This window comes from Acinetobacter sp. YH01003, from assembly GCF_013420525.1.
Taxonomy (GTDB): Bacteria; Pseudomonadota; Gammaproteobacteria; order Pseudomonadales; family Moraxellaceae; genus Acinetobacter; species Acinetobacter towneri.
On record NZ_VOXY01000001.1, the window covers coordinates 447977 to 473663 of the forward strand.

A 25687-nucleotide genomic window follows, 5' to 3' on the forward strand; every position below is an offset into this window, starting at 1 on the left:
GCATGTTTAAGCAGGCATGGCAAAACTGGATCAAGACACGTTTTAAATTTGATCGACACAGGGCCTTAAAACAAAAAGATATTTTGGTTTTTATTTACCAACAGGGCTATCTGTATTTAGTGCTGATTTTGATCACGTTTATTGCAGGCGTGAATTATGGCAATAACCTGATTTTAGGCTTTTGCTTTTTGATCAGTGCCATTTTATGTATCAGTTTTTATTTGACCTTTAAGCAGCTGCATGAATTAGAGATTGAAATTGTGACCACCGAAGTTGGGCAAGTAGGTGAAGTATTGCAATTACAATTGCATTTCAAACAAGAGGTCGCGCAGGCACGCTATTTATGGATTAAAGCCGATCATCAATTAGAAAAGGTTCTTATTCAAGACACTCAGCAGCAGTATGTGTTGACATTTTTTGCAGCGCAACGTGGGCAGTTTCATTATCCTTATTTACACATTTATTCGGTTTATCCTTTTGGCTTGGTACGTGCGTGGACTTATTTGAATTTGTCACGTACCGCGTGGGTGGCACCCAAAGCCGCCATGTATAGCGCAGAGAATAAACAGCATCAACACAGCTTTCAACCCGATTTAGACGAGTTTCGTGAGCTGCGTGATTTTCAATTGGGCGATTCCTTACAAGCCGTGTCGTGGAAGCAAGCGGCACGCGGTCAGGGCTTATATGTGAAAGTTTTTGAACAATATCAGGATCAACAGAGTATCGACATTCACTATGAACACATGCCTGCACCGACCCACGAAGAAAAACTAAGTTTGATGATGGGCTTAGTTGAACAATGTGAACAACAACAGTTGAATTATGCGATGTTTTTGCCGCATGCGACCCTTGAAAAAGGCGTAGGCGAGCGGCAGTTGAAACAGGCAAAAATTCTTTTGGCACAGGCTTGATGATCATGCACAATTCGATTCAGCAATCTATTCTGCTTAGCCTGATCTTAATTTTGGCTGCTCACATGCTGTTTAGCCCTGTGGCATTGAGTGTCATTTTCGGACTCATGTTGTTGCTGTTGTATCTTCACTATAAAAACAAGACAGCGCGTATTTCTAAAGTTTGGACTTATGGATTGACCTGTTGTGCCTTAGCCAGCATTTATTTGAGTTATAAAAGCCTGATTGGTGTAGAGGCAGGGGTTGCCTTATTAAGCACCTTTTTGTTTGCCAAAGCTTTAGAAAGTCATACTCAGCGCGACCTGATTATTTTATTTAATTTTGCGCTTTTTGTGAGCGCCAGTTCATTTTTATACAGCCAGAGCATGTGGATGACCGTGTTGGTCATTCTATGTTTAATCAGTTGTTTAATTGGGTTATATCGGATTCAAAAAAGTGCATTTTCAGATTATGCGTCGCGTCATTCGAGCAGGCAAGATGCAAAGCATGACCTTAAAAATGTCGCCAAGTTTATCGCATACGCTTTGCCATTCTTTTTATTATTGTTTTTATTCTTTCCACGTTTACCGCCATTGTGGCATGTACCTATTCCTGATGCCAAAGGCGTGACAGGTATTAGTGACACGATGTCACCGGGTGATATTGCCGAATTATCACAATCTTCTGCTTTGGCATTTCGTATTGTGGGGAATATGCAGCAACTGCCGCCACGTTCAAAACTATATTGGCGGGCGATGGTACTTGATCAATATGATGGTCGCACATGGACAAGCAATTTTAGCAATCAACAACCCGTTCAGGCAGCACAATTACAGCCAGAGCAAGTCGATTTTCAGTATCAATATATTGCAGCAGACCCACGTGCACAGTGGATTATGGCGCTGGAAAAATCTGTACCGAATCAACACGGTTATGTATTACGCCGTGATTGGAGTATGGTGCCACAGCGTCAAAATGGTCGGATTCAACCGATTGCTTTGCAGTGGGTTGGGGAATCCGCACGTATTCAAGGGGATGATGCACAGAACGAGCGTTATCGACGCTTTAGCCAGCGTTTAAATGTTCAGGTACAGACGCAATCTGACCCAAAAGCTCAGCAATTTGCCCTGCAGATGTTTGCTCAAAGTCAGCAACAACCTGAACGCTACGTGCAGAATGTATTGCAGTGGTATCGCAATAATGGCTTTAGTTATACCTTAAAACCTGGAATGCTCGGACAAAACCGAGTCGATGAATTCTTGTTTCAGAGTAAGCAAGGTTTTTGTGAACATTATGCCTCAAGTTTTGCCTTATTGATGCGTTATGTCGGGATTCCAGCGCGTGTAGTCGTGGGCTATCAGGGTGGGGAACTTGCACCCGATGGACAAAGCTGGGAAGTACGACAGCAAGATGCACATGCTTGGACAGAAGTGTTGCTCAATCAACAATGGGTACGCATAGACCCGACAGCCATCATTGCACCTCAACGTATAGATGATGGTATGCAAAACCTAATGGCAGATGATCGGGCCGTTTTGGGTGCTGACACACAAATGTGGCAATACCAACATTCTAATTTTATTCGTTCTTTACGGGTGTGGAGTGATTATGCAAGTTATCAATGGCAAAGCAAGGTCGTGGGTTATGATGCCGAGTCACAGCGTCACTGGTTTGGACGCTTAGGGCTGCACTCAAACTATGCTTTGGCAGCGGTGTTGGTTTCAAGTATTCTCATGATCTTAGCAGGGTATTTTGGCTGGATTTTTTGGAAAAAACGTCAGCAAGGTTCTCGCATAAATCGTGCCTTAGACAAATTTTCTAAAAGATTGCCCGCTCAGTTGCAAAAACAGGATGCAGAAACAGTGAGTGTGTGGATGCAGCGTTTAGCAGCGCAGGTAGATGCAAATGAACAAGAGGCATTTAAGCGTTTAGGCGTGTGCTATCAACAATATTCTTATGCGCCTGAACATGACCGTGTTTCAGAGCAGGTGTTTTTTGATTTGCTTAAAACTTGCTCGGATGTGTTGAAAAAACACAGAAAGGACTTGTCTTAAAAATCAAAACTGAATATGATGCGAAGCACTTTAGGCGTATAGCTCAGTTGGTTAGAGCGCTACGTTGACATCGTAGAGGTCTCCAGTTCGAGTCTGGATATGCCTACCAATACATTAAAATTATATGTTGTTACATAACTTCATATAAGTAATAAAGCTCTGAATTATAACGATTTAGGGCTTTTTTATTGCTTTTCTTAAAGATACATAAATTCGCTTATAGTTTAAAAATATGTACACAGTGGTGTACACATGTAAGTTTTCGGCTTATTTTGCACTAATTGGTTTTTATTTTGCACTAGAGCTTTGAAGCCTCTTTCCACATTTCATTTGTGCACTGATTCGTGAGCGAGAACATGGCACCATTAAGCATTTAACGGTTATGCTAGTCACGGTTTTTGAAATTATGCTGGCAAAGGTTTTATCGATGAGCCTTGTGGTGCTTTTAGCAGCTTTTTTAGGCTTAAAAGTAGTGGTGCAGGGGGCATTACAGGTACCCATAGAAGGAAGTTTGCTGTTATTTTTCTTTGGAGCCTTGCTGACCTTATTTGCAACAACCTCAATGGGTATATATATGGCAACCGTGTCTAAATCGATGCCGCAATTCGGTTTGCTGATGATGCTTATTCTGATTCCCTTGCAAATGTTGTCTGGGGCAAGTACACCACGAGAAAGCATGCCAGAAATTATTCAAAATATCATGTTGATTGCAACGACAATGCATTTTGTAACATTGGCGCAAGCAATTTTATACCGAAATGCAGGATTGGATGTGGTCTGGCCTTCCTTTCTATGGTTAATCGCAATTGCAACAACATTTTTCTATGTATCTTGGAAACGTTTTAAAAATACCATTCATACAATGGCTTAATGTAATAGATTGAGTTTGATCGCTGAAGCACAAATTTTGACTGGGGCGTATTAAGAGTTACACCGCGCATAATTTTTGCTAATATGTATGAAAATTGTTCAATAAAAGTAAATGACATGAAACACATTCTTGTGCCAGTTTTGGTGGTGTTGGTCGTTTTATTAGGTTATCTCGTTTACTTGGAAGAGGAAACGCGAAAGCAGGCAGAACTGAACCGAGTTTTGACTGAATCTGCAAATTTATCGCTAGAAAAAACAGAAGCGGCTACACCACAGATTTTGCAAGTCACAGAATAAGCGTAGAAATTTCTAACATAATGTGTGGTAATTGCTTTATTCATCACACTTTTGTGTGCTTCACTTTATCGTAAAATTTTATCTTTAATTCAAAAAACTAGAATTTTTAAAAAATCCCTATGGTATAATTTGCCAATTGAAACTGCTTCATCACAACTCAAAGGCATTACTTTTGAGAGTGACTGAAGTAAAAAAAAGATGAACAAAGCTGCATAAAATTTATGCGGCTTTTTTATTTAGCATTCCGAATTTTTGATTTTGATAAAATCAAATGCTTGATTGTGAATTAAGTTTATCTTTTTCATGTAATTTTACATGCTCATTGGGCAAATCCATTGCCGCAACTGACACAGGCTTTTAAGTGCTGACTTAAAATTGCGTCATGCTGCAAATTCAGTTTATTTACAGGGGCTAGGTCATGACGACTCCTAATCCATCCTCAGCGGGAATGCTTGAGCGCTTATTCAAATTAAGCGAAAACAAGACCACATTCCGTACCGAGATTTTGGCGGGTGTAACCACATTCTTAACCATGTGTTACATCATTATTGTCAATCCGATGATTTTATCTGAAACAGGAATGGATCATGGAGCTGTCTTTGTCGCCACCTGTTTAGCCGCAGCTATTGGCTGCTTGGTGATGGGAATTGTTGCCAATTACCCAATCGCACTCGCACCAGGCATGGGGCTAAACGCCTATTTCACTTACTCGGTTTGTTTAGGCATGGGTGTGCCTTGGCAAACGGCTTTGGCTGCAGTTTTTGTATCAGGGATTATTTTCATTGCCATTAGCATGTTTAAAATCCGTGAAGCCATTGTTAATGCCATTCCCATGTCATTAAAACTAGCCATTGGCGGTGGTATTGGTTTATTCCTAGCTTTAATCGCCCTAAAAAATGCAGGTGTTATTGTTGATAATCCTGCGACTTTGGTGGGCTTAGGTGACTTAAAACAACCCACTGTACTTTTAGCGCTATTGGGGTTTTTAATGGTGGTGGTGATGCATCACTTTAAAGTGCGTGGTGCAATTATCATCAGTATTTTGGTGCTAACTGCGATTTCAACAGCTTTAGGTTTAAGTGAATTTAAAGGAGTGGTTGGTGAAATTCCATCTCTTGCCCCTACTTTCATGCAAATGGACTTTGAAGGTCTATTTACAGCAAGTTTAATTGGTGTAATTTTCGTATTTTTCTTGGTCGATTTATTTGACTCCACAGGCACTTTAGTGGGTGTTTCACACCGCGCAGGCTTATTACAAGATGGCAAATTACCTCGTTTGAAAAAAGCGCTTTTTGCCGATTCTTCTGCAATTGTTGCAGGTGCGGCATTGGGTACATCTTCAACAACGCCGTATATTGAATCATCTGCAGGTGTTGCAGCGGGTGGTCGTACAGGCTTAACCGCAGTGATTGTTGGCTTGTTGTTTATTGCCTGTTTGTTCTTGGCACCACTTGCGCAATCGGTACCAGGTTTTGCGACTGCACCTGCCTTGTTATTTGTGGGTGTGTTGATGATTCAAGGCATTGTGCATATTGATTGGGATGACATCACCGAAGCCGTGCCTGCATTCTTAACCCTCGTGTTCATGCCATTTACTTATTCTATTGCCGATGGCATCGCTATGGGCTTTATTAGCTATGCGCTGATTAAACTACTCACTGGCAAAGCCAAGTCTGTACCTTATATGGTGTGGATTATTGCTGCACTTTGGGCATTAAAATTTGCCATGTTTGGCGGTTAATATTCTTAAACTGAAAAGGGGTGTAAACTCAGTTTGCACCCTTTTTTATTTTGATCAATTTTTTAAAATTCTCCCATAAAATAGCAAAAAGGACAGAACATGAATCAACTTGAGCTAATCTGTGCATTACCTAAAGCAGAATTGCATGTGCATATTGAAGGTACTTTTGAACCTGAATTGATGTTTGCCATTGCGCAGCGCAACCAAATAGACATCCCTTATCAGTCCGTAGAAGAAGTCAAACAAGCCTATAACTTTCATAACTTGCAGTCTTTTTTAGATATTTATTATGCAGGCGCACAAGTGTTGGTGCATGAGCAAGATTTTTACGATTTGGCTTGGGCATATTTTGAAAAATGTGTTGAAGACCGTGTGGTACATACCGAAATGTTTTTTGATCCGCAAACCCATACCGAGCGTGGTGTGGCATTTGCAACCGTGATTAATGGCTTACAACGTGCTTGTGATGATGCGCAAACAAAATTAGGCATCAGTTCAAATTTAATTATGTGTTTCTTGCGTCATTTAAGCGAAGATGCAGCATTTGCCACACTTGAACAGGCTTTGCCTTATAAAGATCAAATTATCGCAGTGGGTTTGGACTCAAGCGAAGTTGGACATCCACCTTCAAAGTTTGAACGTGTCTTTGCCAAAGCACGTGAAGCAGGCTTTTTAGTCGTGGCACATGCAGGCGAAGAAGGGCCAGCCGAATATGTTTGGGAAGCATTAGATTTACTGAAAGTAAACCGTATTGATCATGGTGTGCGTTCTGAAGAAGATCCTGTATTAATGCAACGTCTAATTGCAGAGAAAATGCCGCTCACGGTCTGTCCATTGAGTAATTTAAAGCTATGCGTAGTGGATGATATGGCACAGCACAACATCCGCCGTTTATTGCAGCAGGGTGTTAAAGTGACAGTTAATTCAGATGATCCATCTTATTTTGGTGGTTATATGAATGATAACTTTGTTGCTATTAGCCAAGCTTTAGATTTAAGCAATGCTGAATTAAAACAATTGGCGGTTAATTCTTTTGAAGCTTCATTTATTTCGGCTGAAGAAAAGCAAAAATGGATTGAGCAAATTCAAGCATTGGGATGAGTTAAACTGAATTTAGATTAGCTTAGACTACAAAAAAGCAGCTTAATTTAAGCTGCTTTTTTGTGGGAGAACGATTTGAATCGCTTTAAACTCAAGCTTTAAAAATTATTTACCTTGTTGCGTCATACTACGCAATACATCGTCTTTATCTATAAAGTGATGTTTAAGTGCTGCAAGCATATGCCCAACCACCATTGCCCCTGCAAACCATGACAAATAAGTATGCACAGGTTTAACAATTGCTAATAGTTCGGGGTTCTTATCCACCAAGGCTGGAATTTCAAATAAATACAACACAGGCACAGGTTTACCCACGCTCCAGCTAAACAAACAGCCCGTGATTGGAATCGCAATCAGCATAAAATACAGACCTAGATGTCCTAAATGCGCTAGTGTTTTCATCAACGGTGACATGCTGTCAGGCAGTTGTGGCGCAGGGTGGGTGTAACGCCAAAATAAGCGAATCACCAATAAAAATAATCGCCATGAGCCAATGTAAAACTTGTGCGGTACGGGTGTAATATGAATGAGAACTGTTCATGTTGTGTTTCAGGCGAATAGTGTGCTTGCATGCTAAACAACAGCATGTAGCGAAAAAAGTATCCACCTGCAACGGAGTGTTGAGAATCTGCAACGCTGCAAAAAAATAGCGTTCTTGAGGGGGCTGTTGATATTTCATAAATAGTTTGCGCTGTAGGCTAAAACTGAGCAGATCAGGCATGAAACGCAGGGAATAGCGAGACTATTGCCAAGTTTCATAACGCAATCTGAGAAAGTTTTAGCCACAGCCTTTCAGGACAAGCATATTTTTTGCTGCTATTGCGTTATGAGTCAGTCATTTAGAATGACTAAATTTCCTACCTCATGCCTTATATCAGCTAAAAAATATGCGTTGTCGCAAACATAGAAAAATTGTCAACAGCCCCTAGCCTTAAGCCTAAGCACATGAATGTAGAAATTGCAAAAAGCTATTCCTTCGTCAAACAAGTTTAGGCACAATAGCGGCATTGTTTCACTCAAATGACTTGAATATTAAATACAGGAAATATCCATGAAAAAACTACTCGCTGTATTGGCACCTATCGCTTTGGCTTTATCTGCATGTACCACTACCACAGGTACTACAACAGGAACCACAACTGCACCGACAGCAACTCAACAATTGGGTATGGCGGCGATTAAAATTGCAATTAATGCCAAGTGCGTGACTGAATTAAATAACATTCCTGCATGGCACACTGCGACACGTGTTATGACACCAACGCAAAAGCAAAATGTTCAAGCGGAAATTTGTGGTTGTGTCAGTGAAAAAGCACCACAAAACGTGACTGCAGTAGATTTAGCCACTGCAGCAATTGACCCTGCTGCACGTGCAACGATTGTGAGCAATGCAGTATCAAGAACCATTAATGCATGTGTGGCAGAAGCAGTAAGATAAGTTTACTGATTCTGTAAAATTAAAGATGGTGCGTGTTGATTCGCATCGTAAGATAGGCTGAAGATTTCAGCCTATTTTTCTGGAAAAAGATGATGAAAATTGCAGGTGTAGATGAAGCAGGACGTGGGCCTTTAGTGGGTTCTGTTGTCGCTGCGGCAGTTATTTTAGATCCGAATAACCCGATTGAAGGTTTGAATGACTCTAAAAAGCTGACTGAAAAAAAACGTGAAAAGTTGTTTGTTGAAATTCAGGAAAAGGCTTTGGCTTGGGCAATTGCAGAAGCCTCTGCAGCCGAAATTGATGAGCTGAATATTTTGCAAGCATCTTTATTGGCGATGCGCCGTGCGGTGGAAGCCTTGTCTATTCAACCTGAACATGTCTTAGTCGATGGCAATAAAATTCCACAAGGTTTAGCAATGTCTTGTGACGCAGTTGTTGGGGGTGATGCATTGCATGCAGAAATTTCAGCAGCTAGTATTTTAGCTAAAGTGGCGCGTGACCGTGAAATGGTATTGCTTGATCAAGCATTTCCACAATTTGGTTTTGCTAAACACAAAGGTTATCCAACCAAAGCACATTTTGAAGCCATTGCACAGCATGGTGTAATTGCGGCACATCGACGTAGTTTTGCACCTGTGCGTAAGGCTTTAGAGTTAATGGAAAACTCACAGTAATTTTCATGCAAAACTTGTGCTGAGTTGCCTGTAAAATAGCTTTTACATGATTTGAATCAGGGCAAGTTTTTAAAAAGCATTCAGCAGAAAAATTTAAAGCGGCAAATGAGCCGCTTTATATTCAATTACCTTAATCGTTTAACGATTAAAGTCATTTTGCGAGTAGTTATCTTCTTCAAATGAAGGTTGATAATCTTGATCTAAATGTTGCAAATGCTCATGCATGGCACGCTCGTGTTGAATACGTTGATAGATTTCTTCACGATGAACCGATACTTCTTTCGGGGCATTTACACCAATACGAACTTGGTTACCTTTGACACCAAGCACAGTCACGCTGACTTGGTCCCCAATCATTAATGTTTCTCCGACACGTCGGGTCAGAATCAGCATGTTTATCTCCTTGCAAAATGCTAAACCTGCATTGATTTTTAAAGCAATTTAAAAGTCACAACCAAATAAAAACCAGTAAATTTTAACGGAACGTATCATTATTTATTTTATAAGATACAGCGCTGCCAAAATTTATGAAAGCATGTTGCTCAATATAACAGAGCCACTATAAAAAAAACTATAGTGGCTCTATTTTTTTGTACTTTTTCGCAAAATTTGTCAGACAATTACATTTTCTGACAGGGGCGTATTAAGCGCGTGCGCTAGACTCACCGCTTTCACGATCTAGACCAAATACAGTGTGTAAAGTACGTACTGCAAGCTCTAAATAGTTTTCTTCAATAATGACTGAAATTTTAATTTCAGAAGTAGAAATCATGAGAATGTTGATGCCTTCATCTGCAAGTGCAGTAAACATTTTGCTTGCAACACCTGCGTGTGAACGCATACCTACACCTACGATAGATACTTTCACGATGTCACCACGTGTAGCGACTTCACGTGCACCAATTTCTTTGGCAGTTGCTTCAAGAATTGATTTTGCTTTGGCAAGTTCGCCACGGTTTACAGTAAAAGTAAAGTCGGTAGTACCATCTTCTTCTACGTTTTGGATGATCATGTCAACTTCAACATTGGCAGCGCCAATAGGTGACAAGATTTTAGATGCAATACCTGGCTCATCAGGCACACCTAAAATAGTTAATTTTGCTTCGTCACGGTTAAACGCGATACCTGAGATGATAGGTTGTTCCATGTTGTCTTCCAATTCAGTAGTAATGAGTGTGCCGACATTTTGTTTAAAATCTTCGTCGAATGCGCCATCATTGTCATTATCAAAACTTGATAATACACGTAAAGGTACTTGGTATTTACCTGCAAATTCAACCGCACGAATTTGCAATACTTTAGAACCTAAAGAAGCCATTTCTAGCATTTCTTCAAAAGAAATACGATCTACTTTTTTGGCTTTTGGTGCAACGCGTGGGTCTGTGGTGTAAACGCCATCTACGTCAGTGTAAATTTGACATTCATCGGCTTTCAATGCAGCAGCAAGTGCAACGCCAGAAGTATCAGAACCGCCACGACCTAAAGTCGTGGTGTTACCTTCAGCATCAAACCCTTGGAAACCAGCAACCACAATCACACGGCCTGCGTCTAGGTTTTCAGTTAACACGTCAGTATTAATCGCTTCAATACGTGCTTTGGTAAATGCGCTGTCAGTTTGAATACCAACTTGGCGACCAGTTAGTGATTTTGCTGCAACGCCAATAGAATTCAGCGCCATCGCTAACATCGAAATCGTCACCTGTTCGCCTGTAGACACCATTTGGTCTAATTCACGCGGATCAGGGGTTTCGGTAATGGCTTTCGCGAGAGCGAGTAGGCGATTGGTTTCGCCACTCATGGCAGAAACGACAACCACTACTTTGTGGCCATGATCATGCCAGCGCTTCACACGACGAGCAACATTTAAAATGCGCTCGGGAGTACCCATTGAGGTACCGCCATATTTTTGAACGATTAGTGCCATAGTTGTTCCATATAAGCCATGACCCCGAATTTACCTGCTCAGGGTCAGTTACACAAAAAGTGAGATTATTTTGCCGCAAGCCAAGCAGTTAAACCTGCCATCACCGTTGCAAAGTTCTCGTTAAGTGGCGCGCCACCTTGTGCCAAATCAGGTTTACCACCACCTTTACCACCTAGTTCTGTAGCCAAGTGTTTGATGATGTCTCCTGCTTTAATCGTAGCAGTAAAGTCTGGTGCAACAGAAGCGATTAAGCTGACTTTATCGCCTTCTACACCTGCAAGTACAATCACTGCTTGGTCGAGTTTGGATTTTACACCGTCGTGCAAATTACGCAGTGATTTTGCATCCATATTTTGTACAGTGGTAATGAGCGTGGTACGTCCAGCAAGTTCTTGTACTTGACTTAAAAGTTCAGCTGCTTGGAAGTGCGCTAATTTTTGATTGAGCTGTTCAATCTGCTTTTGAAGGCTAGATGCTGTATCGACCAATGTATTCACTTTTTCTAAAGTTTGGTCTTTTTGTGCTTTCAACAAAGCATTGATGCTGTTGATATCGCGTTCAGTTTTTTGAACGGCTTCAACGGCTTTGCTGCCTGTAATTGCTTCAATACGACGTACACCAGCTGCAACACCACCTTCAGAGATGATTTTGAACAGACCAATATCACCTGTACGTTTCACGTGAATACCGCCACAAAGTTCAATGGAGAAGTTTTTATCTTCAATGATTGAACCCATAGAAAGTACGCGAACTTCATCGCCATACTTTTCACCAAATAGCATCATTGCGCCTTTGGCTTTGGCTGCTTCAATATCCAGTAATTCAGTAGAAACTGCGGTATTGGCAATGACTTCTGCATTTACCAAACGCTCAATTTCTTGCAATTGTTCAAATGACACAGGTTGGTCATTGGCAAAGTCAAAACGTAAAATATCAGAAGCAACCAACGAACCTTTTTGCTGTACGTGTGCACCTAAAACTTGACGTAGGGCAGCGTGCAATAAGTGGGTTGCAGAGTGGTTGCGTGCAGTTGCTTCGCGGATGTCTGCTTTTACAATCGCTTCCACCGCTTGCGCAGCTTTTAAACTGCCCATGGTAACAATACCTTGATGGACAAAGGCACCGCCAGACTTTTTGGTGTCATGAACTTCAAAAATACCTGTTTCGTTTTTAAATAGACCCGTATCGCCAATCTGACCACCGCTTTCTGCATAGAACGGGGTTTGGTTGAGTACGATTAAAGCTTCATCGCCTTCAACTACTTCATCGACTTGTTCGCCATCTTTATAAATAGCCACAATTTGACCCTGACCAGTCGTTGCGTCATAGCCATCAAATTGAGTTTCACCTTCAACTTTTACAATTGAGTTGTAGTCAACTGCAAATTTACCTGCATCGCGTGCACGTTGACGTTGCGCTGCCATTTCAACTTCAAAGCCTGCTTCGTCAATGGTCAAGTCGCGTTCACGTGCAATATCTGCCGTTAAATCTGTTGGGAAGCCGTAAGTGTCATATAGTTTAAATACCACTTCACCAGGAATGACCGAGCCTTTAAGCTGTGCCAATTCACCCTCAAGCAATTTCAAACCTTGCTCAAGCGTTTTGGCAAATTGTTCTTCTTCTTTTAGAAGTTGCGCTTCAATACGCGCTTGATTTGCTGCAAGTTCAGGATAAGCTTGACCCATTACTTCAATTAAAGGCTGAAGCATTTTGTGGAAGAATGAACCTGTTGCGCCAAGCTTGTTGCCGTGACGTACTGCACGACGAATAATACGACGCAATACATAACCACGACCTTCATTCGATGGATTCACGCCATCGGCAATTAGGAAGCAGCAAGAACGAGCGTGGTCAGCAACTACTTTGAGTGAAGCAGGGTAGTCTACAGGCTTGCCAGTTTGCTGTGCAGTTACTTCAAGAGCAGTCGTGTCTAAACCAATAATCTGTGCTGCATTTTTGAGTAAGTGCTGGAACAGATCAATTTCGTAGTTAGAGTTGACGTGTTGCAATACTGCAGAAATACGCTCCAAGCCCATGCCTGTATCTACAGACGGTGCTGGAAGTGGGTGCAATACGCCATCTGCAGTACGGTTAAACTGCATGAATACGTTGTTCCAGATTTCAATGAAACGGTCGCCATCTTCTTCTAGTGTGCCTGGTAAACCGCCCCAAATATGATCGCCATGATCATAGAAAATTTCAGAACAAGGGCCGCAAGGACCTGTATCACCCATTGCCCAGAAGTTGTCTGAAGCATATTGGCCACCTTTGTTATCGCCAATACGGATAATACGAGAAGCATCTAAACCAATTTCTTTGTTCCAGATGTCAAATGCTTCATCATCGGTGTGGTAAACCGTGGCATATAAACGGTCTTTTGGTAGCGCTAACCATTGTTCACTGGTTAAAAATTCCCAAGCAAATTTAATTGCATCACGTTTGAAATAATCACCAAACGAGAAGTTACCCAACATTTCAAAGAAAGTATGGTGACGTGCGGTATAACCCACATTGTCTAAATCGTTATGTTTACCGCCTGCACGCACACATTTTTGTGACGATACAGCACGTACATAATCACGTTTTTCCAGCCCAAGAAAACAGTCTTTAAACTGGTTCATACCTGCATTGGTAAATAACAGGGTTGGGTCATTGGCGGGTACTAGAGAACTCGATGCGACACGTGTATGCCCTTGCGATTCAAAGTAACGCAAAAATGCTTCACGAATTTCAGCTGATGTCATAAAACGAGTACTCACAACCAAGTCACTCCATAAATTCCGATTTGGCTAAACGCAAGACAGTCTGACAAAAAATAATTCTTTGCTGTCATGCAGGCTTAAAATTTTAAAAACGCCAAATTATAACGGAAAAAGCCACTATCACCAATCATTTTAGTGTGAATAGATGACAATTCTGACGCAAACTTGGTTGCGATTACGCAGAATAAATCTTTGCAATAGAAGATGATGAACATTTACATTCAAAATAAGCGTTTACTGTAGGTCACGGAGTATGCCGAACTGCCATAAAGTAGAATACAAAATTTAAGAAAACGTAAATGTAAGCTAGAAAGTCAAAGCTGATATTTTTGATTTGCCGAATTAAACAACAAATTGCGTGAAAATTCGTAGAATTGATCTGATTTTTTTCAGTAAGGCCTCAAAATCTATTAACATAGTCTGTGCTTAAATTTTGATTTCATTATGAAAGGATCAGTCATGCAACGAGTGGCAATCAATGGCTTTGGTAGAATCGGGCGCAATGTGCTGCGGGCTTGGTTTGAAAATCCCAAAGACTTTCATTTTGAAATCGTCGCCATAAATGACATTGCCGATGTAGAAACCTTGGTTCATTTATTTAAATATGACAGTACCCATGGTCGTTTTAAAGGACAGGTGGAAATTAGCCTCGAAAATGAACAGATTTTTTTGAATATTTCTGCAGGTTTGGCGCAATTAAAAGTTCAGGTGTTGAATCAGGCTCAACCTGCGCAATTACCGTGGCAAGCCTTAAATGTTGATGTGGTATTGGAATGTACAGGGTTGTTCCGTTCCCGCGAGGCGGCAACGCAGCATATTACTGCGGGCGCCAAACGTGTAATTATTGGTGCTGCACCATTCGATACTGTAGATGCTGCGATTGTTTATGGTGTGAATCATCATGAAGTCAAAAGTACCGACCAAATTATTTCCAGCGTATCTTGTACCACGCAGGCTTTAGTACCATTAGTTAAAATCATTGATGATGCTTTCGGAATTGATACCGCATTAATGACTGAAATTCATGCAGTCACAGCCGATCAAACTGTATTGGATCAAGCACACCGTGATTTACGTCGTGCGCGTGCATCAGGGCAAAATATTATTCCTACAACTTCATCTGCCTTGGGTGCATTAAAACAAGTCATGCCAAAAATGGCAGATCGGATTGATGGTTACTCGATTCGTGTACCGACCATTAATGTTGCAGCTATTGATTTAACTTTTATTTCTCAGTCACCAATTACGGTGCACAAATTGAATCAGGTGTTGTGTGCTTCGGCAGCGCATGATTATGCCGAAATTATGCAAGTGACCGATGAGCCTTTGGTATCGAGCGACTTTAACCATTCACCTTATTCTTTAATTGTCGATTTAAGTCAAACCATGGTCGTGGGTCATCAAGCCAAAGTTTTTGCGTGGTATGACAACGAGTGGGGTTATGCCAACCGTTTACTAGATTTGTGTGAATCTTTTAGTCAGCGGGCGGTGTAAGCGGCTACTTTTTAAGACATATACAAAGTGTGAAAAGCGTGTAATAGTGATGACAGATTTTACACTTCGTATTCACGGTTAATTCACTGATTGATATAACAAAGTTTGCATAGAAAATTTGAATAGAGTAGTGGCATGATGATTATTTTATTGTGGGGATTTATTTTTTTGCTGGCACTTGCTGTCATTTTTCTGATTTGGTTGCAATTTAAAAATCAGGCAGACAGCAGCAGCGACGTGCAGCATCAACAGCAAGTCGAGCAAAAAGTATTACATTTAGAAGAGCATCTAAAAAAGACGTTGGAGATTATGCAAGATTTGGCTAAAAAGATGCAGGTTCAGCAAGATGCGCTAGATAAAACCGTGCAAAAAACCGCACAGCTTGAAATGCAAAATGCTGAGTTGGTCAGTTTATTGGCAAAGGCGGTGAAATCAAATCAGGACTTTTAAATGATGGCTTTGAAAGATGTGGTGTATTCATATTTTTTTACCGCATATTTCAGAAAAAGTCAGGTGCATGAGCAAAAGTATCATGCTAAACTAGGAGAAATCGGGTGTGCTCCCGATTTTTTTATGCGGATTCGTTCCGCGCAAACAAGAATTTAGGTTTACAACATGCCCATTTCAGAGACATGGTTATTACCTGATGGTGTAGCTGATGTATTACCAGAACAAGCGCAAGTGATTGAAAGCTTGCGTCGTAAGTCACTGGATTTCCTCGCATCTCGAGGTTATCAGTTGGTGTACACGCCATTCATAGAATACATTGAATCTCTATCTTCTCTTTCAGAATCGAATCAAGATTTAGACCTTGCCACATTTAAAGTGATCGACCAACTTTCAGGTCGTTTGCTGGGTGTGCGTGCCGATATGACACCACAAGTGGCACGTATTGATGCGCATGTACATCCTGTAGATGGTATTGCACGTTACTGCTATGCAGGTACGGTTTTACATACCAAACCACAAGGTTTTAATACCACACGTGCACCATTGCAATTGGGTGCAGAGTTATTTGGTTCAGACAGCATTGATGCTGATGTAGAAATGGTTGATCTGATGCTCAGCTTGCTAAAAGAAGCAGGTCTGGCAGAAGGTGTGCATTTAGACTTGGGTCATGTCGGCTTGTTCCGTAGCTTGGTTAAACAAGCAGAATTAAGCAAAGCCACTGAACGTCAATTGTCAGATTTATATCAGCGTAAAGCCTTGCCAGAGTTGGCAGAATTTACCCAAGATTTAAATTTCGGTTCAGATTTTTATGCTTTAGGTCGCTATGCCAGTGATTTAACTGCTTTGCAGGCTCATTTAAGTGCTGAAGTGTTGGCAAATAGCGAATTTAAGCAAGCGTTTGAAGCCGTGAAAGCAACACAAGCTGAAATTCAGGCACGTTGGCCAAATCTGCATATTGGTATTGATGTGGTTGAGCTGCGTTCTTATCACTATCACACTGGCTTAATGTACGCGGTATATGCACCAAATCGTGCTGCGCCATTGGCTCAAGGTGGTCGTTATGATGGCATTGGTCAGCATTTCGGACGTGCGCGCCCTGCAACAGGTTTCTCTTGTGACTTGTTTGTATTAAGTGCAGGTCGTTTTGAATCATCGTCTGTTGTTGTTGCGCCTAAAGGCTCACAACCTGATTTAATTGCTGCTATTCAAAACACACGTGCGCAAGGCTTTAGTGTAATTCAATTGTTGGGCAATGATGATTTAAACTCGGTTCCATACGCAACGCACCAATTGGTTCTTGCAAATGGTGAGTGGACAGTCGAAAAAATTTAATCGCCAAGGCATGTTTCATGTTACAGGTCTTGGTTTTCAATTTTAACAGCATGATGTAATGAGGCTATTATGGGCAAGAATGTTGTGGTACTTGGTACCCAATGGGGCGACGAAGGTAAAGGTAAGATCGTCGACCTGCTCACAGATCAGGCGGCGGCAGTCGTTCGTTATCAAGGCGGACACAACGCAGGCCATACTCTCGTGGTTGGTGGTAAGAAAACTGTATTACACCTCATTCCATCAGGTATTTTACGTGAAAACGTACTGTGCTTAATTGGTAATGGTGTTGTACTTTCTCCTGAAGCACTCATTAAAGAAATGGGTATTTTGGAGCAAGAAGGCGTGCCAGTGAAAGAGCGTTTACGTATTTCACCAAACTGTCCGCTTATTTTGCCGAACCACATTGCACTTGACCAAGCACGTGAGAAAAAACGTGGTAATGCCAAAATTGGTACAACAGGTCGTGGTATTGGCCCAGCTTATGAAGACAAGGTTGCACGTCGTGCGATTCGTGTTGCTGACTTGGTTCGTGGCGGTGAAGCATTACGCGCTCAATTGACTGAATTATTGGACTATCACAACTTCCAATTGACACAATACTACGGTGTTGAAGCAGTTCAGTTAGATGAAGTTTTAGCGCTATGTGACCAATGGCGTGAAGTGATTGCACCATTAGTGGTTGATGTAACGACTGAAATTCATAATTACCGTAAAAACGGTGACAACATTATGTTTGAAGGTGCGCAAGGCTCATTGCTTGATGTTGACCACGGTACATACCCGTATGTGACTTCATCGAATACAACTGCGGGCGGTGTAAGCTCAGGTTCAGGCTTAGGTCCATTACATTTAGACTACGTTTTAGGGATTACCAAAGCTTATACCACACGTGTTGGTGCAGGCCCATTCCCAACTGAGTTGGTGTATGACGCAGCAAATGACGTAGGTGATGCGATTGGTAAACACTTAGGTACCGTGGGTCACGAGTTTGGTGCTTCTACAGGTCGTCAGCGTCGTTGTGGTTGGTTTGATGCCGAAATTTTACGTCGTTCAGTCGATGTAAACTCACTTTCTGGTATCTGCTTGACCAAGTTAGACGTATTGGACGGTTTAGAAGAAATCAAAATCTGCGTAGGTTATGAAAATACCGATTCAGGTTGTGTAGGTTCTTCTGATGCGCTTGCATACGAAAACTTAAAGCCAATTTATGAAACAATGCCAGGTTGGTCTGAATCAACTGTGGGCGCGACCAGTGTAGAACAATTGCCTGAAAATGCAGTGAACTACATCAAACGTCTTGAGCAGTTAATTGAATGTCCAATCGACATTATTTCTACAGGTCCAGACCGCGCAGAAACTATCGTATTACGTCATCCATTTGATGCTTAAGTCGTTGTGCTTTAGCATAGCATTTAAGCTCTGATGATGTATTCAGCCCTGTCTAAATGATGGGGCTTTTTATTGCTGTTGTTTCAGTTTCAATAGCGACTCATTTTTGGAAACATTATAGATGATGCTGAGTGAGTTGTTTTTTCAAGACTAAAGTTGCAGATGACTGGCGCTGTGCAGAGCAGGGTGGCTTGTTACAATGGCTTTAGAAAATTAAATTTAATTAAGGTTATGCAGGATGCATAAAAATATTACCAGTACGATTTTTTATTCTTTATTGTTTGCGATGGGCGGCGCACCGACCATTGCCATGATGCTGATTTTATCGCAAAAGCATGATCCGAATATTATGTATCAAGCATTTATTGGTTTAAGCGTTATTTTTGCCTGTATTTTGGTGCCACTGATTCTGATTCAAAATGCTTACCTACTCTACAAACGCAAAAATCCAGAAATGGAAGAAAAAGTAGAAGTAGTGTCTAAAATTTACTTGGGTTTAAATGTTTTCTGTTTAGTATTTTGGTTGTGTTATCAATTTCTTTACTAGGGTAGTGATTGATCGCTCAGACATACAATCTGTACACAGCTTAGGCGTTGTTTACATAAATGATATGTTTATGAAGTGATTATAGATTTAAAGCCTTGAATTGATTTCATATAATTGATTGGTATGAAGATAGCTCGCAAGGCGGAGATTATTATAATGAACAAAAAACTGATGTTAAGTTTATGTGCCGCAGGCGCAATCACAGTTTCAGGGTGTACGACTGTTGCAGACATGGCGGGTGCAGATACTGCGACCCTAAATGCAACTGCAACCAAAAGCTATAACGAAATGGTGCATGATGCACGCAATAAAAATCAGTTAGACACGAGTTCAACCACGTATAAACGTATCAATACTGTGTTTCAGCGTTTGATTCCACATGCCAACCAAATGAACCAAACTGGTCAGCCTTTCCAGTGGCAATTGGCGGTACTCAAATCTGATCAAGTCAATGCTTTTGTCGCACCAGGCGGTAAAGTAGTGTTCTACACAGGTATTGTGAATAAACTGAATTTAACCGATGCTGAAATTGCTGCAATTATGGGGCACGAAATGGTGCACGCACTAGAAGAACACGCTAAAAGTAAAATTGGTGCACAGGCTTTAACCAATATTGCCTTGAACGTAGGTTTAAGTGCGGCAGGCAATAACGTTGGTCAATTGGGTGCAGCAGCAGCGCAATTGGGTACCCAAATTGGGATTGGCTTGCCATATTCACGTAATTTGGAAAGTCGTGCCGATCAGGGTGGTTTAATGCTGATGGCGCGTGCAGGTTATAACCCACAAGCTGCAATTACCCTTTGGGAAAAAATGAACAAGCTTGAAGGTGGCGGCGGTGCGTCCTTCTTATCGACTCACCCATCGAACAGTCAGCGTATTGAAGCAATGCGTAAAAACTTGCCAGCAGCACAAGCGCTATATAACCAAAGTCGTCGTTAAGATGACCTCAGCCAGTTCAACTGGTTAAGATAAAACACAAAAAAGATGCGCATGGTTTTATGCGCATCTTTTTTTATGAAGACTTTTTGACTTTAAACAGCATAAAAATGATGAGTTATTGCTGAGTTCATATTTTTAATTTCATTTTAAAGCAGTGCTTAAAATAAAATTAGGGCGCTGGATTGGGTTGTTGACGATGAATGGCTTCAATGCCTTGTAAAATTTCATCTGATAAGGTGATGTCAAAGGCATCAATATTTTCTTTGAGTTGCGGCATATTCGTCGCGCCAATAATGGTACTTGTCACAAAAAATTGCTGCTTGATAAATGCCAGCGCCAGTTGCGTCAAACTCAAGCCGTGTTGTTCTGCAAGTTGGGCGTATTGCTCGGTTGCCCATTCGCTTTGTGGATTACTGTAACGGCTAAAACGTGAATATAGCGTGACACGTGCATTGGCAGGGCGTGCGCCATGACGGAATTTACCAGTTAAATAACCAAAAGCCAAAGGTGAGTAGGCGAGTAGTCCAACACCTTCATAATGGGCGATTTCAGACATGCCAATTTCATAAGTACGATTCAGCAGGTTATATGGATTTTGTACGCTGACAAATTTACTTAATCCTAATTGTTCTGCCAAGTGTAAAAACTTCATGGTGCCCCAAGGGGTTTCATTCGACAGACCTATATAGCGAATCCGTCCTTTTTGAATTTCTTGTTGCAACGCGGTTAAGGTTTCAGCAAGGTCGGTTACTTCTTGCGTATTTTGTGCTTCTTGGTTGCCATAACCAAGTTTGCCAAAAAAGTTGGTTGGGCGTTGTGGCCAGTGCAGTTGGTATAAGTCGATATAGTCGGTTTGCAGGCGTTTTAAATTGCCATCCAGTGCAGAATGAATATCCTCTGCGTTAAAGCGGGTTTTGCCATCTCGAATATGACTGCCGCCTTGCGAAGGGCCTGCAATTTTAGAGGCTAAAAACAATTTGTCACGTCCGCCACGTTGTTGTAACCAATTGCCAATAATAGTTTCAGTTGCACCTTGAGTTTCTACTTTTGGTGGTACGGGATACATTTCTGCGGTATCCCAAAAATATAAGCCTCGTTCTAGCGCATAATCGAGTTGTTGAAAGGCTTCTTGCTGGGTATTTTGTTCACCAAATGTCATGGTGCCTAAACAGATTTCTGGAACTAGAATGCCTGTTTTTGCCAATGGTTTAAATTGCATATTGTCTCTCGCTCAAGATTATATGTATATATTGATGTTACAAGAGCTGAAACCATTTTGCGCCACTTGTGGCTGCGAAAATTGCTACTTCATTGTAGTGACAGCAATAATGGTATTTTGATAATTGAAAATGGTAAAAAGTTAACAGCTGGTAATAAAAAAGCAAATCCGAAGATTTGCTTTTTTAATGAGCATATAGATGGTTTACTCGTCATCAAAGTTGCCATCAGTGGATTCATTTTGCTCCAAAGAAGCATCAAAAATCAGAATGGCTTTACCATCAGTTTCAATCATGCCTTGTTCTTCAAGTGTTTTTAGAACACGCCCGACCATTTCACGTGAACAGCCGACAATACGACCAATTTCTTGGCGTGTAATACGAATTTGACGACCGTTTGGCAAAATCATGGCTTCTGGTTGCGCAGAAAGATCAATCAAGCAACGTGCAATACGACCAGACACATCTATAAAGGCAAGGTCAGTTACCTTACGTGTAGTATTTTTTAAACGACGTACCAGCTGTGCAAAAACGGCATAGCTTAAGTCAGGATATTGTTTGCTGAGTTCGTGGAAGTTTTCATAAGTAATTTCTGCAATTTCACAGACATCACGAGTACGAACTTCTGCAGTACGTTGTGGATTCGATTCAAACAGACCCATTTCCCCAAAAAAGTCGCCTGGATTCAAATATGCCACAACAATTTCGCGATCATCATCTTCGCGAAGAATAATTGATACTGAACCTTTTAAAATCAAATATAACGATTTAGATTCAGTCCCTGCATCAACAATAGTTGTCCGTTTTGGATAACGGTTGATGTATGCACGTTTTAATAATGCTTTGACTGAGTCAGGCAGTTGTCCAGGGGACAATGCATCAGTGCTCAGCTGTGAAAAGTTTGAAGTCATGCTAACGGTTCCGAAAATGGATAAATAATAGATCGCACAAGACCTAGTCTGAACTTGTCACACAGTAGAGATGAAATTCCTTATCAACTCAAGTTATGTTAGTGTACAAATACCCGTGTCAATTTATAGTTTTTTTTAGGTAGTTGCAATGCAAACAAGTGTTCAGTGGTTAGAGAACGTTGCTTTTGAAGCCAAATCAGAAAGTGGTCATTCTGTAGTGATGGATGGATCCGCAGAATATGGTGGTGAAAACCGTGGTCCACGTCCTATGGAGTTAATCTTAATGGGACTTGGTGGTTGTGCTTCATTCGATATTGTGACTATTTTAAAAAAATCACGCCAAGAAGTGACGCATGTTGAATGTCAGTTAACAGCAGAACGTGCCGATAGCATCCCTGCAGTGTTCACCAAAATTCATTTGCATTTTGTGGTCAAAGGCAAGGCTGTCAAGGAAAAGCAGGTTGCGAAGGCGGTTGAACTTTCAGCAGAAAAGTACTGTTCTGCCAGTAAAATGCTATCTGATGGTGGCGTCGAAATTAGCCATGATTTTGAAATTATTGAACAAGATTAAGCTTTGACTGATAGGTCATACAATGGTTGGTATATTTTGCCAATCATTGTAACTAAATATTTCAAATGGCATAAATAACAATCAAAAGCCTTTAATTGATTGATATGCAAGTGTATGTCAATGACTCAACTAAAATAAAAAATTACCAGACTAAACTTGAAATTTACTTTAATCAGTCCAATATTATTACTGAAATCTATCTGTTAATTTTAATTAAGATTTTGAAAAATATATAAAAAATTTAATTGAAATTTACGCCTGCGTTCCCATATATCCATCAAGTACACAATTTGTTGTGAGGAATAACAAGAATGCGTTTTGAAAAGTTTACCAACCGACTACAGCAAGCTTTATCCGATGCCCAATCTCTTGCGATAGGGAAAGATCATACTGCCATTGAAGGCATTCACTTATTGGCGACTTTGCTCGAAGAAGCTTCCAATGTCAGTTTATTACAACAAGCAGGCGCAAACCTACGTGATTTGCAAAGCAAATTACAGCAAGCGATTGCTGATGCACCGACTTTGGCCAATCCAACAGGCGATATCAACTTAAGTCCAGATGCGGTTAAAGCCTTGAATTTGGCTGACAGTTTTGCCCAAAAAGCAGGTGATGAGTTCTTGTCAACCGATTGGTTGATGCTGGGTTTGACCGAAGTGGGCGCGACCAAAACACTACTGAACAGTGTAGGCGTGACCTCAGATAGTTTGCGTAGCGTGATTGACAAAATTAGAGGGGATGAAAAAGTCATGAGCAATAATCACGAAGATCAACGTGACTCACTCAATAAATATACCATCGATTTAACCGAACGTGCGTTGGCGGGCAAGCTAGACCCTGTAATTGGTCGTGATGATGAAATTCGCCGTACCGTTCAGGTGTTGTCACGCCGTACCAAAAACAACCCAGTACTCATTGGTGAACCTGGTGTGGGTAAAACTGCGATTGTTGAAGGTTTGGCTCAGCGTATTGTGAATGGTGAAGTGCCAGAAAGCTTAAAAGGTAAACGTGTTTTATCTTTAGATTTGGGCTCATTGTTGGCAGGTGCGAAATATCGCGGTGAGTTTGAAGAACGCCTAAAAGCGGTCTTAAAAGACTTGGCGAAACAAGAAGGTGAAGTCATCTTATTTATTGATGAATTACACACACTTGTGGGTGCAGGTAAAGGTGATGGTGCGATGGATGCAGGCAATATGCTGAAACCTGCATTGGCACGTGGTGAATTGCGCTGTGTGGGTGCAACCACTTTAGATGAGTATCGTCAATATATTGAAAAAGATGCAGCTTTAGAGCGTCGTTTCCAAAAAGTATTGGTCGATGAGCCAAGTGTAGAAGACACCATTGCAATTTTACGAGGTCTGAAAGAACGCTACGAAGTGCACCACGGGGTGAAAATTTTAGATTCGGCGATTATTGCCGCCGCTAAAATGTCGCACCGTTATATCACTGACCGTCAACTTCCCGACAAGGCAATTGATTTGGTGGATGAGGCAGCGTCACGGATTAAAATGGAGCTAGATTCTAAGCCTGAAGCCTTAGATAAATTAGAGCGCCGTTTAATTCAATTAAAACTGCAACTTGAAGCCGTGAAGAAAGATGAAGATGCAGGCAGCCGTGCTGAAGTTGCACATCTGGAAAAACAAATTATTGAAGTTCAAAATGAATACAATGATTTGGAAGAAGTTTGGAAAGCGGAAAAAACCTTGGTTGAAGGCACTAAGCAAATTCAGACTCAGCTTGATCAGGCACGTATGGCATTGCAAAAAGCGCAGCGTGAAAATGACTTGGCGGAAATGTCACGTTTACAATACGGTGTGATTCCTGAGTTGGAAAAACAACTGGCACAAGATGAGTTGGTTGAAGAGAAAGAAGAACCAAAATTATTGCGTAACAAAGTTACGGACAATGAAATTGCTGAAGTCGTGAGTGCTGCAACGGGCATTCCTGTATCGAAAATGCTGCAGGGTGAACGTGAAAAATTGCTACACATGGAAGATTTCTTGCATAACCGTGTGGTGGGGCAAGATGAAGCTGTGGTGGCGGTGTCGAATGCGGTACGTCGTTCACGCGCAGGTTTGTCTGATCCTAACCGTCCAAGTGGTTCGTTCCTGTTCCTTGGCCCAACAGGGGTAGGTAAAACAGAATTGACCAAAGCGTTAGCGAACTTCTTGTTTGACAGCGATGACGCCATGATTCGGATTGATATGTCTGAATTTATGGAAAAACACTCGGTCAGCCGTTTGGTCGGTGCGCCTCCAGGCTATGTCGGTTATGAAGAAGGTGGTGTATTAACCGAAGCAGTACGTCGTAAACCGTACAGTGTGGTGCTGTTTGATGAGGTGGAAAAAGCCCATCCAGACGTATTTAACATCTTGTTGCAGGTGTTGGATGATGGACGCCTAACCGACTCGCAAGGTCGCGTGGTGGACTTTAAGAACACTGTAATTGTGATGACTTCTAACTTGGGTTCACACGAAGTACGTGAATTGGGTGACAATCCAACACGTGAAGAAGTGCGTACCGTGGTCATGGCTGCAGTTTCACAACATTTCCGCCCTGAGTTTATTAACCGTATTGATGAGTTGGTGGTGTTCCATTCACTGGAAAAAGCACAAATTCGTGGCATTGCCGATATTCAATTGGATCGTTTACGTGCGCGTTTAAGCGAACGCGACTTGAGCTTGTCGATAGACGATACTGCATTTGATCAATTGATTGAAGCAGGTTTTGACCCAGTCTACGGTGCGCGTCCATTGAAACGTGCAATTCAGCAACAAGTGGAAAACACGTTAGCGCAAAAAATCCTCGCAGGTGACTTTGTTGCAGGTGATACGATTTTAATTAAAGCTGAAAATGGTCATTTGCTGTTTGAAAAAATGAAACTCAGCTAATTGGCTATGTGTAAGCAACTTTTAAGAAACCCAGCTTCGGCTGGGTTTTTTATGACTGACAATTTAGGTCACATAAGTAAAATTTTTGGTAAAAAATGACAGCTATTTTTAATATTTTGTGATGAATATTATATTTAAGTGATTTATTTGCAAAACAATTATCTTTTTTAAAGAAGATTAATTATAATTTATTGT

At 41.2% G+C, this 25687-nt stretch carries 20 protein-coding genes, 1 tRNA gene and 2 pseudogenes; 17 read left to right on the forward strand and 6 right to left on the reverse strand.

Features of this window, described 5'->3' with window-relative positions; all coding sequences use genetic code 11:
• Window positions 1-2 precede the first annotated feature (2 nt).
• The 7 genes and pseudogenes from FTT70_RS02175 to FTT70_RS02205 all read left to right on the forward strand — a co-directional run bounded on the left by FTT70_RS02175 (window position 3) and on the right by FTT70_RS02205 (window position 6953).
• Window positions 3-911: a DUF58 domain-containing protein gene (locus FTT70_RS02175; protein WP_179988350.1), complete on the forward strand. Its 909-nt coding sequence runs from the start codon at window positions 3-5 to the stop codon at window positions 909-911.
• A gap of 5 nt (window positions 912-916) precedes the next feature.
• Window positions 917-2944, forward strand: coding sequence for a DUF3488 and transglutaminase-like domain-containing protein (locus tag FTT70_RS02180; protein WP_179989321.1), 2028 nt, complete (start codon window positions 917-919; stop codon window positions 2942-2944).
• A gap of 32 nt (window positions 2945-2976) precedes the next feature.
• Window positions 2977-3053 (forward strand) — tRNA-Val (locus FTT70_RS02185).
• A gap of 225 nt (window positions 3054-3278) precedes the next feature.
• A pseudogene (locus FTT70_RS02190) lies at window positions 3279-3815 on the forward strand (ABC transporter permease); the annotation flags it as partial.
• A gap of 116 nt (window positions 3816-3931) precedes the next feature.
• Window positions 3932-4111 carry a hypothetical protein gene (locus tag FTT70_RS02195; protein ID WP_004971601.1) on the forward strand — a complete coding sequence of 60 codons (180 nt, stop codon included), beginning with the start codon at window positions 3932-3934 and terminating at the stop codon, window positions 4109-4111.
• 418 nt (window positions 4112-4529) lie between these two features.
• Window positions 4530-5852, forward strand: coding sequence for an NCS2 family permease (locus FTT70_RS02200; protein ID WP_180168227.1), 1323 nt, complete (start codon window positions 4530-4532; stop codon window positions 5850-5852).
• A 99-nt stretch (window positions 5853-5951) separates the two neighbouring features.
• Complete coding sequence (locus FTT70_RS02205) at window positions 5952-6953, forward strand: adenosine deaminase (RefSeq protein WP_096901064.1); 1002 nt, start codon at window positions 5952-5954, stop codon at window positions 6951-6953.
• Between the two features lie 105 nt (window positions 6954-7058).
• Here the strand turns inward: FTT70_RS02205 and FTT70_RS02210 are convergent.
• Window positions 7059-7494: pseudogene (locus tag FTT70_RS02210) on the reverse strand (cytochrome b).
• Between the two features lie 510 nt (window positions 7495-8004).
• Here FTT70_RS02210 and FTT70_RS02215 point away from each other — a divergent pair.
• Both FTT70_RS02215 and rnhB read left to right on the forward strand, forming a co-directional pair.
• A complete protein-coding gene (locus FTT70_RS02215; protein WP_180050149.1) occupies window positions 8005-8391 on the forward strand; it encodes a hypothetical protein in 387 nt (128 codons plus the stop codon).
• Between the two features lie 89 nt (window positions 8392-8480).
• Window positions 8481-9065, forward strand: a complete 585-nt coding sequence (gene rnhB, locus FTT70_RS02220; protein ID WP_286416765.1) for a ribonuclease HII — start codon at window positions 8481-8483, stop codon at window positions 9063-9065.
• Window positions 9066-9203: 138 nt separating this feature from the next.
• Here rnhB and csrA read toward each other — a convergent pair whose 3' ends face one another.
• The 3 genes from csrA to alaS all read right to left on the reverse strand — a co-directional run bounded on the left by csrA (window position 9204) and on the right by alaS (window position 13748).
• A complete protein-coding gene (gene csrA, locus FTT70_RS02225) occupies window positions 9204-9458 on the reverse strand; it encodes a carbon storage regulator CsrA (protein ID WP_004971589.1) in 255 nt (84 codons plus the stop codon).
• 250 nt (window positions 9459-9708) lie between these two features.
• Entirely contained in the window at window positions 9709-10989 is a 1281-nt protein-coding gene (locus FTT70_RS02230) for an aspartate kinase (RefSeq protein WP_004971586.1), read from the reverse strand.
• A 65-nt stretch (window positions 10990-11054) separates the two neighbouring features.
• Window positions 11055-13748, reverse strand: a complete 2694-nt coding sequence (gene alaS / locus FTT70_RS02235) for an alanine--tRNA ligase (protein ID WP_180168228.1) — start codon at window positions 13746-13748, stop codon at window positions 11055-11057.
• A 462-nt stretch (window positions 13749-14210) separates the two neighbouring features.
• Here alaS and FTT70_RS02240 point away from each other — a divergent pair, with 462 nt between their 5' ends.
• From FTT70_RS02240 to FTT70_RS02265, 6 genes are all read left to right on the forward strand, one after another.
• The gene (locus FTT70_RS02240; protein ID WP_096901062.1) at window positions 14211-15245 is read left to right on the forward strand and encodes a type I glyceraldehyde-3-phosphate dehydrogenase; all 1035 of its coding nucleotides are present in this window, start codon (window positions 14211-14213) and stop codon (window positions 15243-15245) included.
• A gap of 135 nt (window positions 15246-15380) precedes the next feature.
• Window positions 15381-15695, forward strand: a complete 315-nt coding sequence (locus FTT70_RS02245; RefSeq protein ID WP_004971580.1) for a hypothetical protein — start codon at window positions 15381-15383, stop codon at window positions 15693-15695.
• A 165-nt stretch (window positions 15696-15860) separates the two neighbouring features.
• A complete protein-coding gene (locus FTT70_RS02250; protein ID WP_180168229.1) occupies window positions 15861-17027 on the forward strand; it encodes an ATP phosphoribosyltransferase regulatory subunit in 1167 nt (388 codons plus the stop codon).
• A 69-nt stretch (window positions 17028-17096) separates the two neighbouring features.
• Window positions 17097-18416, forward strand: coding sequence for an adenylosuccinate synthase (locus FTT70_RS02255; protein ID WP_004971574.1), 1320 nt, complete (start codon window positions 17097-17099; stop codon window positions 18414-18416).
• A 238-nt stretch (window positions 18417-18654) separates the two neighbouring features.
• Window positions 18655-18963, forward strand: a complete 309-nt coding sequence (locus FTT70_RS02260; RefSeq protein ID WP_004971573.1) for a hypothetical protein — start codon at window positions 18655-18657, stop codon at window positions 18961-18963.
• Window positions 18964-19119: 156 nt separating this feature from the next.
• Window positions 19120-19902 (forward strand): M48 family metallopeptidase, encoded by a 783-nt coding sequence (locus FTT70_RS02265; protein ID WP_180168230.1) that lies wholly within the window; start codon window positions 19120-19122, stop codon window positions 19900-19902.
• A gap of 169 nt (window positions 19903-20071) precedes the next feature.
• Here the strand turns inward: FTT70_RS02265 and FTT70_RS02270 are convergent, their stop codons facing one another.
• Both FTT70_RS02270 and crp read right to left on the reverse strand, forming a co-directional pair.
• Window positions 20072-21121: an NADP(H)-dependent aldo-keto reductase gene (locus FTT70_RS02270; protein ID WP_180168231.1), complete on the reverse strand. Its 1050-nt coding sequence runs from the start codon at window positions 21119-21121 to the stop codon at window positions 20072-20074.
• Window positions 21122-21325: 204 nt separating this feature from the next.
• The gene (gene crp / locus FTT70_RS02275; protein WP_004971566.1) at window positions 21326-22030 is read right to left on the reverse strand and encodes a cAMP-activated global transcriptional regulator CRP; all 705 of its coding nucleotides are present in this window, start codon (window positions 22028-22030) and stop codon (window positions 21326-21328) included.
• A gap of 148 nt (window positions 22031-22178) precedes the next feature.
• Here crp and FTT70_RS02280 point away from each other — a divergent pair, with 148 nt between their 5' ends.
• On the forward strand, window positions 22179-22601 hold the full coding sequence (locus FTT70_RS02280) for an OsmC family protein (RefSeq protein ID WP_070156041.1): 423 nt from the start codon (window positions 22179-22181) through the stop codon (window positions 22599-22601).
• 311 nt (window positions 22602-22912) lie between these two features.
• The gene (gene clpB / locus FTT70_RS02285; RefSeq protein ID WP_004971561.1) at window positions 22913-25492 is read left to right on the forward strand and encodes an ATP-dependent chaperone ClpB; all 2580 of its coding nucleotides are present in this window, start codon (window positions 22913-22915) and stop codon (window positions 25490-25492) included.
• The last annotated feature ends 195 nt before the right edge of the window (window positions 25493-25687 follow it).

Bases quoted from the DNA above. Each gene is read 5' to 3' on its own strand.
- FTT70_RS02230 (WP_004971586.1), bottom strand. From the start codon at position 10,989: ATGGCACTAATCGTTCAAAAATATGGCGGTACCTCAATGGGTACTCCC.
- FTT70_RS02280 (WP_070156041.1), top strand. From the start codon at position 22,179: ATGCAAACAAGTGTTCAGTGGTTAGAGAACGTTGCTTTTGAAGCCAAA.
- clpB (WP_004971561.1), top strand. From the start codon at position 22,913: ATGCGTTTTGAAAAGTTTACCAACCGACTACAGCAAGCTTTATCCGAT.
- FTT70_RS02245 (WP_004971580.1), top strand. From the start codon at position 15,381: ATGATGATTATTTTATTGTGGGGATTTATTTTTTTGCTGGCACTTGCT.
- FTT70_RS02195 (WP_004971601.1), top strand. From the start codon at position 3,932: ATGAAACACATTCTTGTGCCAGTTTTGGTGGTGTTGGTCGTTTTATTA.
- FTT70_RS02270 (WP_180168231.1), bottom strand. From the start codon at position 21,121: ATGCAATTTAAACCATTGGCAAAAACAGGCATTCTAGTTCCAGAAATC.
- crp (WP_004971566.1), bottom strand. From the start codon at position 22,030: ATGACTTCAAACTTTTCACAGCTGAGCACTGATGCATTGTCCCCTGGA.
- rnhB (WP_286416765.1), top strand. From the start codon at position 8,481: ATGATGAAAATTGCAGGTGTAGATGAAGCAGGACGTGGGCCTTTAGTG.
- FTT70_RS02250 (WP_180168229.1), top strand. From the start codon at position 15,861: ATGCCCATTTCAGAGACATGGTTATTACCTGATGGTGTAGCTGATGTA.
- FTT70_RS02200 (WP_180168227.1), top strand. From the start codon at position 4,530: ATGACGACTCCTAATCCATCCTCAGCGGGAATGCTTGAGCGCTTATTC.
- FTT70_RS02205 (WP_096901064.1), top strand. From the start codon at position 5,952: ATGAATCAACTTGAGCTAATCTGTGCATTACCTAAAGCAGAATTGCAT.
- FTT70_RS02180 (WP_179989321.1), top strand. From the start codon at position 917: ATGCACAATTCGATTCAGCAATCTATTCTGCTTAGCCTGATCTTAATT.
- FTT70_RS02255 (WP_004971574.1), top strand. From the start codon at position 17,097: ATGGGCAAGAATGTTGTGGTACTTGGTACCCAATGGGGCGACGAAGGT.
- FTT70_RS02215 (WP_180050149.1), top strand. From the start codon at position 8,005: ATGAAAAAACTACTCGCTGTATTGGCACCTATCGCTTTGGCTTTATCT.
- FTT70_RS02240 (WP_096901062.1), top strand. From the start codon at position 14,211: ATGCAACGAGTGGCAATCAATGGCTTTGGTAGAATCGGGCGCAATGTG.
- FTT70_RS02175 (WP_179988350.1), top strand. From the start codon at position 3: ATGTTTAAGCAGGCATGGCAAAACTGGATCAAGACACGTTTTAAATTT.
- FTT70_RS02265 (WP_180168230.1), top strand. From the start codon at position 19,120: ATGAACAAAAAACTGATGTTAAGTTTATGTGCCGCAGGCGCAATCACA.
- FTT70_RS02260 (WP_004971573.1), top strand. From the start codon at position 18,655: ATGCATAAAAATATTACCAGTACGATTTTTTATTCTTTATTGTTTGCG.
- csrA (WP_004971589.1), bottom strand. From the start codon at position 9,458: ATGCTGATTCTGACCCGACGTGTCGGAGAAACATTAATGATTGGGGAC.